Source organism: Geobacillus thermopakistaniensis (assembly GCF_000498995.1).
In the GTDB taxonomy this organism is placed as follows: Bacteria; Bacillota; Bacilli; order Bacillales; family Anoxybacillaceae; genus Geobacillus; species Geobacillus thermoleovorans.
In genome coordinates this window covers 18616-30389 of the sequence record NZ_AYSF01000002.1, presented here as the reverse complement: position 1 = coordinate 30389, position 11774 = coordinate 18616, and the positions used below count along the sequence as shown (strand labels likewise).

The following is an 11774-nucleotide window of genomic DNA, read 5'->3' as shown; positions in this document are numbered from 1 at the left end:
CCTTTGTGCGTGGCATTTTATGCGCGCCGCCCGCAACCGGCAAGGCGGGCGCAAACGTCCGGACAGCTGAGAATTTCAGCTAGTACATATAGCGGTTCATAAACCGAAGCCGGTCGAACCGTTGAATCGATTCGGCGTCGACCCGTTTGCCAATGCGGACCATGAGGCAGTTCGCCGGATGGGAGCAAATTTCCGGGTCGTCGGTCGCATACCAGACGAGCCCGCCGGCGTTCATCATTTTCTCCATCACTTTTCGGTACTCCCATACGTTCAGCCCCGTGCCTTTTAGATCCCAATGCCAATAATACTCCGTTGTAATGATGATATAGTCTTCCATGGCGTCGTCCATCATCGAGACGATCAATAAATTTTTTCCGACGCCAAACCCGCGGAACTCCGGAATGACTTCAATGGCGCCAAGCTCGAGCAAATTTTCCATGTTCCCTTCCGACCAACGTTCGAGAGGATCAGGATACAAAAACGTCACATACCCGACAATCACCTCGCCGCGGCGGGCGATGATGATCCGCCCTTCCGGCAGCTTGGCGATTTCGATCAACGCTTTGTGCTGTTTGGCAGGCGGGCGGAAGGAAGTGAGGTCATGGTGGAATTCATAGCTGGCCAACGCTTCCGGCGTCACCGGCCCTTCGATGAGGAGCGTTCCTTTCGGGGTTTTCAGCTCTTTGGCGTTATACGTTTTTTTATGTTCCATTCGTCCACCACCTGAATTGGTCGTTCTGCTTCCATTATACATAAAAACGGCGCCGGCTGGCGCGGTTCAAAAAAATTTCAAAAAAGTGGGGACGAGGAATATTTTAAAAATTGAGAAATGGTTTTCAATCGACTATAATAGAAATGTAATCACTTACATAAGGGGGATCGGAGAATGAACACAGAACGGCTTCCTGTCATACAAGGGGACTACAATTTGAAAAACTACGAAGAAACATATAAACAGTTTCAATGGTCGGAAGTGGAGAAAGAGTTTTCTTGGCATGAAACAGGCCGAGTCAACATGGCGTATGAGGCGATCGACCGCCATGCTGAGTCGTTCCGTAAAAATAAAGTGGCGCTCTATTACCGCGACGCGGTGCGGAACGAGAAATATACGTTCAAAGAAATGAAAGAGATGTCCAATAAGGTGGCGAACGTCTTAAAACAGGCGGCGGACATTCAGAAGGGCGACCGTGTGTTCGTGTTCATGCCGCGTTCTCCGGAACTGTACTTTGCGGTGCTTGGGATCATTAAAACCGGCGCCATCGTCGGGCCGTTGTTTGAGGCGTTCATGGAAGGAGCGGTGCGCGACCGTCTTGAAGACAGCGGGGCGAAGGCGATCATTACGACGCCGGAGCTTCTGCCGCGCGTGCCGGTCGGCGATTTGCCGGAGTTGAAGTACGTCTTTTTGGTCGGCGACGGCATTGTCGAGGAAGGGCCGTACATCGATTTGAAAAAGCGGATGAATGAGGCAAGCAAGCATTTCGACATCGAATGGGTCGACCGCCAAGACGGCTTGATTTTGCATTACACATCCGGTTCGACCGGCAAGCCGAAAGGCGTTTTGCACGTCCATAACGCGATGATTCAGCACTATCAAACGGCGAAATGGGTGCTCGACTTAAAAGAAGACGACATTTACTGGTGCACGGCTGACCCGGGGTGGGTGACTGGGACGTCGTACGGCATCTTCGGCCCGTGGCTGTGCGGAGCGTCAAGCGTCATCGTCGGCGGCCGCTTCAGCCCGGATGCTTGGTATCAAACGATCCAAGATTTCGGCGTCACCGTCTGGTACAGCGCGCCGACGGCGTTCCGCATGCTGATGGGCGCCGGCGATGAAGTCGTGAAAAAATATGATTTAAGCTCGCTCCGCCACATTTTGAGCGTCGGCGAGCCGCTCAACCCGGAAGTCATCCGCTGGGGGATGAAAGTGTTCGGCCGCCGCATCCATGATACGTGGTGGATGACGGAAACAGGCGGGCATCTCATTTGCAACTACCCGTGCATGGAAATCAAGCCGGGATCGATGGGGAAACCGATTCCGGGCGTTGAGGCGGCGATCATTGATGACCAAGGAAACGTCTTGCCGCCGTACCGGATGGGCAACTTGGCCATCAAAAAAGGCTGGCCGTCGATGATGAAAACGATTTGGAACAACCCGCAAAAATATGAATCATACTTTATCGGCGACTGGTACGTATCCGGCGATTCGGCCTACATGGATGAAGACGGCTACTTCTGGTTCCAAGGCCGTGTTGACGATGTCATCAACACATCCGGCGAACGCGTTGGGCCGTTTGAAGTCGAAAGCAAGCTCGTCGAGCATCCGGCCGTTGCCGAAGCCGGCGTCATCGGAAAGCCGGATCCGGTGCGCGGGGAAATCATCAAAGCGTTCATCGCGCTTCGCGAAGGGTACGAGCCGTCCGAGGAGCTGAAAGAAGACATCCGCCAATTTGTGAAAAAAGGGCTTGCCGCTCATGCCGCGCCGCGTGAGATCGAGTTCCGCGACAAACTGCCGAAAACGCGGAGCGGGAAAATCATGCGCCGCGTCCTAAAGGCGTGGGAGCTCAACTTGCCGACCGGCGATTTGTCGACGATGGAAGACTGATGAGCGAAAAGCGTCTGGAACATCCGCTGTTCCAGGCGCTGTTGTTCTTTTCAGGCTGGGGCCGAAGCGGGGCGGCTGCAAAGACGGTGATGGAACGGAAAACGCGGCCAACAGCGTGATTTCTCCATTTGAAAAACTTGATACATGCCCGTTTCCTCTTCGCTTAAGAACCATCCATTTGGCGAAAATCCCCATCTTCACAAAACAAGAAAGGGTGTCCCAACAAGGATCGGGACACCCTCTTTTCGATCACCATATATACGCGCCAACTCTTTATTCAAAACGAATGGCATCTTCTAAAGAAAGCCAATCAAAGAAAGACAATCTTTTGGGTCAGCTCCTTGTCACTCCACGTCACCCGACGGCGGGGGAGAAGACGGCTCGCCGCTCTTTTGATGACCGGAATTGGGCGGCGAGGCGGACGGCAGCGAAACGAGGTTCGACGGCGCCGATTCCTGTCCGGCGATGTCCACAGCAGTGACGCAGTACGCGGCGCCCGGCTGCAGCGGCGAAAACGAGGCTGCCTCGTCCGCTTTAACAGCGGCGGCGAGGCGTCGTTCCCCCGTTTCGTTCACTAGATAGACGCGGTAGCCGATGACATCCGGCTCGTTATGGCGATTCCAGACGAGCTTGCCCCCTGCAAGCCGAGCGGCGGGTGGAGCCGGTGGACGGCCGTTTTCCTTTAATGTGGAGACGAGCGATGCATCGCCCGCCTGCCCTTCGCCGTTGATCCCCCAATCGGCGAGAAGCTTCGGATTCACGATCACTTCGCGAGTGACAAACTCTTCCGGCGTCGTCTCAAGCGCCACATAGCGGCGTCCGCCGATGACGACGACCCGGCTTTCCATCACTTCCTCGCCGCTTCCTTCCCGCGGTGCAAACTTCGTATTGTACAGATCGTAACGGACGAGCCCGGCTTTTTCGCACGCGGCCGACGGGCTGAAGCCGCTCGCGGCGCAGTAAGCGCGGCGGACGATGCCGCCTGGCATGAGAAACCGCTTCGGCGGAGCGATGAGCTTCGGGTTTTCTTGATAGGCAGCATTGATCAACCGCGCCCATAACAGCTGGGTGCGCTGGCTGTAGGAAAGCCCTTTGTAGCGGGACTCAAGCGGCGCCGGCCGGTCATAGCCGATCCAAACGCCGAACGTGACGTTCGGATTGACGGCGATAAACCACGAATCGCGCTTGTCTTGCGATGTGCCGGTTTTTCCCGCCCAATCGGCGGAAAAGGTCAAGTAGCGCGGCACCGACGAGGCCGTTCCGCCGTGAAGCACGTCGCGCATCATATCAATCATCAAGTACGACGTTTGCGGCGAAAACACCGGGACGGGTTTGCTTTGATGTTTGTAAACGATCTTTCCGTTTTTGTCCACAATCTTCTCAATCATGTAAGCGTCCACGAACGATCCGTAATTGGCGAACGTCGCATAGGCGTTGACGTTTTCCTCGACCGTGACGCCAATGTGCGTCCCGCCGATCGCCAAAGCTGGATTGGCCTCTTCTTGTTTGGCGACGCTCGTGACCCCCATTTTATGCAAATAGTCAATCGGATGGCGGGATCGAATTCTCATATACGTCCGAACGGCCGGAATGTTGAACGATTGCTGCAAGGCATAGCGCGCCGTGACGAGCCCGTGCGTTTTTCCGTCTGCGTTTTTCGGTGTATACGAACCGATCGAAAGCGGCAAGTCGGGAATGATCGTCGCCGGCTGGATGACGCCCATCTCCATCGCCGGCGCGTATACTAAGAGCGGTTTCATCGTTGACCCGTTGGACCGGTGCGCTTGGGTGGCGTGGTTCAACTGCTCACGCCCATAATCGCGGCCGCCGACGAAGCTGATGATTTTTCCCGTTTTGTTTTCGATGAGCATCGCCCCGACTTCGACCGGTTGGCGATGGGGGATCATTTTTCCTGTTTTCTTGTCTTTGGTGTAATACACATTGTCGCTTCCGTAATACGGGTAGCGGGCGGCGATGCGCTGCATTTGTTCATAAATCTTTTTGTCGATCGTCGTATAAATCCGATATCCGCCTTGGCGCAACGCTTTTTCCGCCTCGCCGAGATAGCGGCGGAAACGAGCGGGGTCGCGCTTCACCTCTTCCGGCTTATAGCCGTCGCGCTTGGCGAACGTCTCGGCGAGCACCTCTTTCGCCCGCCGCTCAATCTCCATCGTCAAAAACGGATATTGTTCAAACGGCGACGGCTTCGGGGCGGCCAAATGCTTCGCCACATCATAGGAAAGCGCTTCCTTATACTGTTTTTCCGAGATGTAGCCGGCCCGTTTCATCCGGTACAGCACCGTTTTCATCCGTTTCAATCCCGCCGAGAGATCCGATTTGACGCTGCCGTCAGCGGCAAACGGGGTGTAGACGAACGGGTTTTGCGGCAGTCCGGCCAAAAACGCCGCTTGAGCGAGATTCAACTCTTTGGCGTTGACGCCAAAGACGCCTTGGGCCGCGGCTTGGATGCCGGCGATGTTGCGCCCTGAAGAATTGCGGCCGAACGGAACGACGTTTAAATACGCCTCTAAAATGTCTTCTTTGGAAAAAAATTTCTCCAGACGAAGTGAAAGCAGCATTTCTTTCGCCTTCCGCTCAAACGACACCTCGTTCGTCAACATCTGGTTTTTGACGAGCTGCTGCGTAAGCGTGCTCCCGCCGCTTTTGACCGGCGAGTTGGTCAGCTCTTGAAACACGGCGCGGATGACGGCCTTCGGAACGACGCCGTCGTGTTCATAAAAATGTTCGTCTTCGGTCGCGATGATCGCCTGCACGACGTATGGCGACACCTCGGAAAGAGGCACCGCCTCGCGGTCAAGGTCGGACCGGAACCGCCCTAAATATACGCCGCCGTCAAAGTACATGTGGCTCGTTTCGCCGTAATGGTAAATCTCCTTTTTCATCTCGTCGGGCGAGGGAACGGGCATATCTTTGACCAAAAAGGCAAAATAGCCGGCACCGGCGCCGATGGCAAAGCAGACAAGGCAGAGTGCGGCGATGAGCAAAATTAAGATGACGTTCCAAACCACATCGTATGTAAGGGAAAAATAATGCCACGCTTTTTCAAGAGAAATGGAAAGTTGGTTTCGCTTCATGCCAGCCCCCCCTATGCGGCAAGTCATTATATATCAGTATACCATAGGAAGGGGAGGCATTGTGGAATTTTGCCGATTTTTCGCCGTTTGTGCGAAAAGCGTTAGGGTTGACAGCGAGCGCATCGCTATGGTAATAAGAATGTATATATTTCATATGAGAAAGCGATGATGGGAACAAGTAGCGGCTGTCTCCCTGGTGCAGAGAGCTGGCGGACGGTGCGAGCCAGTCCACAGGCAGGCGTGAATTACCTCCCTGAGCAGCGATGGCGAACGTTTTTGGCACCTAGTAGCCATCCGCCGGCCGGCGCCGTTATCCAAATGAGTGAGAAAGCACCATGCTTTCTAAGTAGGGTGGTACCGCGACGAACACTCGCCCCTTCATCACGGGCGGGTGTTTTCTTTTGCATGACATTTATAGAGAGGTGAAGGACATGGATTTGCTTGCGGAATTGCAATGGCGCGGGCTCGTCAACCAAACGACGGATGAAGACGGGTTGCGCAAGCTGTTGAATGAGGAGCGGGTGACGCTCTACTGCGGGTTTGACCCGACGGCGGACAGTTTGCATATCGGCAACTTGGCCGCCATTTTGACGCTGCGCCGCTTCCAGCAGGCGGGGCACCGGCCGATCGCCCTAGTCGGCGGAGCGACGGGGTTGATCGGTGACCCGAGCGGGAAAAAAAGCGAGCGCACGCTCAATGCGAAAGAAACCGTCGAGGCATGGAGCGCGCGTATTAAAGAACAGCTCGGCCGTTTTTTAGATTTTGAAGCGGACGGCAATCCGGCGAAAATCAAAAACAACTACGACTGGATCGGGCCGCTGGATGTCATTACGTTTTTGCGCGATGTGGGCAAGCATTTCAGCGTCAACTACATGATGGCGAAAGAGTCGGTGCAATCGCGCATCGAGACGGGCATTTCATTTACCGAGTTCAGCTATATGATGCTGCAGGCATACGATTTTCTCCGCCTGTACGAGACGGAAGGCTGCCGCCTGCAAATCGGCGGGAGCGACCAATGGGGCAACATCACGGCAGGGCTTGAGCTTATTCGCAAAACGAAAGGCGAGGCGCGGGCGTTTGGCTTGACGATCCCGCTTGTGACGAAAGCGGACGGCACGAAATTCGGGAAAACGGAAAGCGGCACGATTTGGCTCGATAAAGAGAAAACATCGCCGTACGAGTTTTACCAGTTTTGGATCAACACCGACGACCGCGATGTGATCCGCTACTTGAAGTACTTTACGTTCCTGTCAAAAGAGGAAATCGAAGCGCTTGAACAAGAGCTTCGTGAAGCCCCAGAGAAGCGGGCGGCCCAAAAGGCGCTTGCTGAGGAAGTGACAAAGCTCGTGCACGGCGAAGAGGCGCTCAGGCAAGCGATTCGCATTTCTGAAGCGCTCTTTAGCGGCGACATTGCCAATTTGACAGCGGCGGAAATTGAGCAAGGGTTCAAAGATGTGCCGTCATTCGTTCATGAAGGAGGCGACGTTCCGCTTGTCGAGCTGCTCGTTTCTGCCGGCATTTCGCCATCGAAGCGGCAAGCGCGCGAAGACATCCAAAACGGCGCCATTTACGTCAACGGCGAGCGCCTTCAAGACGTCGGAGCCATATTAACGGCTGAACACCGCCTTGAGGGGCGGTTTACGGTCATCCGCCGCGGGAAGAAAAAGTATTATTTGATTCGCTACGCCTAAGAAAAAAGATCCGAAATGCATCGGCATTTCGGATCTTTTTTGCGCCTTAACGCGAGTAGAACTCGACGATGAGCGCTTCGTTGATTTCCGCCGGCAGTTCGGAACGCTCCGGCAAGCGGGTGTACGTCCCTTCCATTTTTTCCGGATTGAACGTCAAGTAATCCGGAATGTAGTTGTTCGCTTCGAGCGCTTCTTTAATCACTTGCAAGTTGCGCGATTTTTCGCGAACGGCGATCGTTTGTCCCGGTTTGACGCGGTACGACGGGATGTTGACACGGCTGCCGTCGACCAAAATGTGGCCGTGCGTCACGAGCTGGCGGGCTTGACGGCGCGTGCGGGCCAACCCTAAGCGATAGACGAGGTTGTCTAGGCGCGATTCTAACAAAATCATGAAGTTTTCGCCGTGTTTGCCCGGCATTTTGCCTGCTTCTTCAAACGTTTTGCGGAATTGGCGTTCGTTCACGCCGTACATATGGCGCAGCTTTTGTTTTTCTTGCAGCTGCAAGCCATATTCCGACAATTTCCGCCGTTGCCCCGGACCATGTTGGCCAGGCGGATACGGACGTTTTTGCAATTCTTTCCCCGTGCCGCTCAACGAGATGCCAAGGCGGCGGGAAATTTTCCACATTGGGCCAGTATAACGAGCCATTCGTTGCTCCTCCTTACGCTTTTATTCCCGTAAAATAAAAGCAGATGTGCGCCAACAATTATGGCCATTTTGTTTTCATGCATCCTCGCTCTCGCAGCTAAGAGTTACACGATGCACCTCGGCGGGTCGAGGAACAAAATGAACCATAAAGGTGGGCACAAAGGCTGCTATATTTTACACAAAGGCTATTATATGATTTTTAGAGGATAAAGTCAACATTTTGTTTCCCTTCTTCTCTATTTGTATGATATAATAAAAGATGCAATTTTTAGAAAAAATTTGTCATCCCATTCTCTCATTTGGAATGATGATGCCGGTTTGGGTGGAAAAGGCGATGAACAAGGAAGAAATGAAGCGGTATGAATCATTTAAACAAAAATTTTTCCACTGGTTTTTAGCGTTTCAGGACGATGGGCCGTTTTCGGCGGCGGCGGGCGAGTTGCTCGCGCTGCTAAAAGAAGAGCTGGCGCTCGAGCAAGCCGTTTTTTATTTGTACGACCCGGTGCGGGCTGCCTTTTATCCGGAAGCGGCCGCGGTTGGGACGCCGGACGCTGGGCCGATCGCGGCTGATGGAGAGCGGAAAGTCGCTGTTGTCGATGCCGGTGGGCCGCATATGGCGGCCCGGCTCTTTTTCATGCTTTCCGATGAGACGCCGGCGATGGTCGAGCTGATGTATCGAAAAGATGGCGGTTTTGACGAGCGGTTGTTGTGGGAGATCCGGACGGATTTGGCGCGATTGTTTCGGAAACTTAGCGCGGTGCTGCAAGGAGAGGGCGAAGAGAAACGGTATGGACAGCTGCATCACTTTGCCGCAAAAATTCATTCCTCGATGCATATCGATGTTGTGCTTGAAGAAATTATCCGCACGCTGCAAAACGTCTATCCATCATTCACCTACCACCTTCTGTTGTCGCATGACAACCATCTGCGCGGAAATTTGCCGATTAAAACGCTTGTATTGGATGAAAGGGAAAAACAGACGGCGGCGTTGCGGGCGTTTTTGACTGGACAAGTGCAATGCGAGGAGATGGAGGCGCCGCCGCGCTCGGTGCTGTACGCCCCGATTAAAGGGGTGCAGGCGGTGTATGGGGTGATTGAAATTATCGCCCCATACGCTGCGCCATTTCCAAAACGAGAGATTCATTTTATTTCGCTGCTGGCGAGCACGGCTGGAAGCGCGCTTGAGAACGCCAAGTTGTATGAACAGTCGCGCCGGCTTGTCGCCGATTTGCAGCTGATCAACGACACAATGCGCCAATTGAACGCCCGGCCGCGGCTTCATGAAGCCATTGAGTACATGGTATCGCAAATCCAACAATCGTTCGGCGCGGATGAAGTCGGTTTTTTCTTGTTTGCCGACGGCAAGCGGGAGCTTTTGCCAGGCAGCACGCCGTTTTTTTTCGACCATCGGTCCGAGCCCTATATCGAATGGGTGGAAAAGCGGCGCCAAAGCGGAAATGACATTTTATTTGCCGGTGATGTATGCGTGTCCGCTTTCGGTTCGTTTCGTTCCATCATGGCGGCGCCGATGCAGCAAAACAAGGAAACGAAGGGACTGTGCATTGCGCTCGCCAGCGAGCCATACCGATTTACGTTTGAGATGTTTAAGCTCTTGGAATCCCTCGTTCAACATTCAACGCTGGCGTTTATGAACGCGATGCTGCGCGAAGAGCTCGAGAAGATGGTAGTCACCGATTATTTGACAAAGCTGCATACGCGCCGTTACTTGGACGAGGTGATCCAAACATCCATGGGATCCGATGCATCCGGGGCGCTCATTTTGTTTGACATTGACAACTTTAAGCAAATCAACGATGTGTACGGCCATCAAACGGGCGATGGGGTGCTCGTCCAAGTGGCTGAGACGGTGCGCGCCAACATTCGCGATGGCGATGTGGCGGCGCGTTGGGGCGGGGAAGAGCTGGCGGTGTATTTGCCGAAAGTGCCGCTGTCTGACGCCATTTCGATTGCCCGCCGCATCACAGAAAAAGTCAGAGAACAAACGATTCCGACGGTGACCGTTTCGTGCGGCGTGTCATGGTGGGAGCGCCAAGGCTGCGAGGATGCAAAACAGCTGTTCAAACGAGCCGACGCCGCGCTTTATATGGCAAAAGAGACGGGAAAAAACTGCATTTTTGTGCACGATGACTGTCATTTGTATAAGGTGTAAAAAAAAGGAATCCGAGCAAGCGGATTCCTTCTTCGCGCTTGGTGCGCTTTTTTCGTCAGGCGGAAATGAGCACGCTGGCAAACTGCTCCAAGTAGCGGCGGTCGATGTCATCGAAGCGGTTTTTCACCGGGCTGTCGATGTCAAGAACGCCGATGACGCGGTCGTCTTTGATGAGCGGCACGACGATTTCCGATTGAGACGCCGCATCGCAGGCGATATGGCCCGGGAATTGGTGAACGTCTGGAACGACCACCGTCCGCCGTTTGGCGGCCGCCGTGCCGCACACCCCTTTGCCGAACGGAATGCGCACGCATGCCGGCAAGCCTTGGAACGGGCCAAGCACAAGCTCCTCGCCGTCTGCGAGATAAAAACCGACCCAATTGATGTCGGTGAAAAACTGGTTGAGCAAGGCGGCTGCGTTCGCCAAGTTGGCGATGAAGTTGGGTTCCCCGGAAATGAGCGATTTCAGCTGTTCGATGACGAGCGCGTAATTTTCTTCGCGTGTTCCGTTGTAAGCCATGGGACGAAACATAGAACTAGCCTCCTTTTTCATCATGGTTGGAGCAGGACTCTGGCCTCAACATCCAGCAGGATGCAAGCAGGGAAATGGCTGATTCGCCTATTTTATGACGGCTGCGGGCGGTTGTCAACCGAAAGCGCCTCGCGGTCCATCCTCTCCCGTCCTTGGTGCAAGTCGGCGGCGCGATGGGCGTCGGATCCGTAGACGATTGGGATGCCCCGCCGCCGCGCCTCGGCGATCACGCCGCCCGGCGGATACGGCTCAAGGCAGAGCGGTTTGGCGGCGCCGGCGCCGTTGTAGTCCAATTCATAGCCGAACTGCTTGATGTCATCGAGAATGGCAACAATCCACTCATCCATTGGTTCCAAGCATGGGAAACGGCGTTGGAACTTGCGCACAAGCGTCATATGGCCGATGCGTCTCGGTTTGTAGCGGCCAAGCTCCGTGCGGATCGATTGCAGCACCGTTTCGTAGTAGGCGCGGTGGACGCGTTCGACCGATCCGAACAAGCGGACGATGTCGGCGAACATATCTTCGCTGTAATCAAGGCATACATATTGCCCTTCGTGGGCCAAAAAGTGAACCGATAAAATGCTGTCGTCAAGCAGCGGGCCGACCTCGTCGAGCAGGCGGGTTGTTTCTTCCTCAAAGCCAGGAATAAAATCGACTTCGAGCCCGACACGGATGGCAATGTCGTTTCGGTAGCGGGCTTTCACCTCAGCGACGGCGTGCAAATAGCGCTCAAGCTGGCTAAGCTTCATCGAACAGTCCTGGTTGGGCGTTGGATCGATAAACCGCTCAGGAAGCGGGGCATGCTCCGTAAAGGAAATGTCGGTATAGCCCAGTTCGATCGCGCGCTCTACATAGGCCTCAAGCGGATCTTGGCTTCCGTGCGGACAAAACGGCGTATGAATATGCCCGTCGCGCATGATCGATTTTCCTCCTTTCTTCCTTATGTATCATAGCAAAAATAGTGAAGATTCTTGTAAAAAAAATAAAAATTTTGGTCAAAAAATGTCGTTAACATGGTATCATAAAAACATTGAA

8 protein-coding genes and 1 other annotated feature are annotated in these 11774 nt (G+C 54.1%); of the genes, 3 read left to right on the top strand and 5 right to left on the bottom strand.

The features are described from left to right. Positions 1 to 79: 79 nt before the first annotated feature. Complete coding sequence (locus T260_RS136970) at positions 80 to 712, bottom strand: GNAT family N-acetyltransferase (protein ID WP_011232281.1); 633 nt, start codon at positions 710 to 712, stop codon at positions 80 to 82. Between the two features lie 174 nt (positions 713 to 886). Between T260_RS136970 and acsA the strand changes: the two genes are divergently transcribed. Then, the gene (acsA, locus tag T260_RS136975) at positions 887 to 2602 is read left to right on the top strand and encodes an acetate--CoA ligase (RefSeq protein ID WP_011232280.1); all 1716 of its coding nucleotides are present in this window, start codon (positions 887 to 889) and stop codon (positions 2600 to 2602) included. A 344-nt stretch (positions 2603 to 2946) separates the two neighbouring features. On the opposite strand, the gene T260_RS136980 is transcribed toward acsA, so the two are convergent. After that, the gene (locus T260_RS136980; RefSeq protein WP_023633313.1) at positions 2947 to 5697 is read right to left on the bottom strand and encodes a transglycosylase domain-containing protein; all 2751 of its coding nucleotides are present in this window, start codon (positions 5695 to 5697) and stop codon (positions 2947 to 2949) included. Between the two features lie 156 nt (positions 5698 to 5853). Continuing rightward, positions 5854 to 6078 (top strand) — a binding site (T-box leader). Positions 6079 to 6128: 50 nt separating this feature from the next. Here T260_RS136980 and tyrS point away from each other — a divergent pair. After that, positions 6129 to 7388 (top strand): tyrosine--tRNA ligase, encoded by a 1260-nt coding sequence (gene tyrS / locus T260_RS136985; protein ID WP_015375638.1) that lies wholly within the window; start codon positions 6129 to 6131, stop codon positions 7386 to 7388. A 46-nt stretch (positions 7389 to 7434) separates the two neighbouring features. Here tyrS and rpsD read toward each other — a convergent pair whose 3' ends face one another. Further along, positions 7435 to 8037: a 30S ribosomal protein S4 gene (rpsD, locus tag T260_RS136990; RefSeq protein ID WP_011232276.1), complete on the bottom strand. Its 603-nt coding sequence runs from the start codon at positions 8035 to 8037 to the stop codon at positions 7435 to 7437. Positions 8038 to 8347: 310 nt separating this feature from the next. Between rpsD and T260_RS136995 the strand changes: the two genes are divergently transcribed. Next, on the top strand, positions 8348 to 10207 hold the full coding sequence (locus tag T260_RS136995; RefSeq protein ID WP_021322106.1) for a sensor domain-containing diguanylate cyclase: 1860 nt from the start codon (positions 8348 to 8350) through the stop codon (positions 10205 to 10207). 55 nt (positions 10208 to 10262) lie between these two features. Here the strand turns inward: T260_RS136995 and msrC are convergent, their stop codons facing one another. Both msrC and hisJ read right to left on the bottom strand, forming a co-directional pair. After that, on the bottom strand, positions 10263 to 10739 hold the full coding sequence (gene msrC / locus T260_RS137000) for a free L-methionine (R)-S-oxide reductase MsrC (protein WP_011232274.1): 477 nt from the start codon (positions 10737 to 10739) through the stop codon (positions 10263 to 10265). Positions 10740 to 10831: 92 nt separating this feature from the next. Beyond that, a complete protein-coding gene (gene hisJ / locus T260_RS137005; RefSeq protein ID WP_011232273.1) occupies positions 10832 to 11656 on the bottom strand; it encodes a histidinol-phosphatase HisJ in 825 nt (274 codons plus the stop codon). Positions 11657 to 11774: the final 118 nt, after the last annotated feature.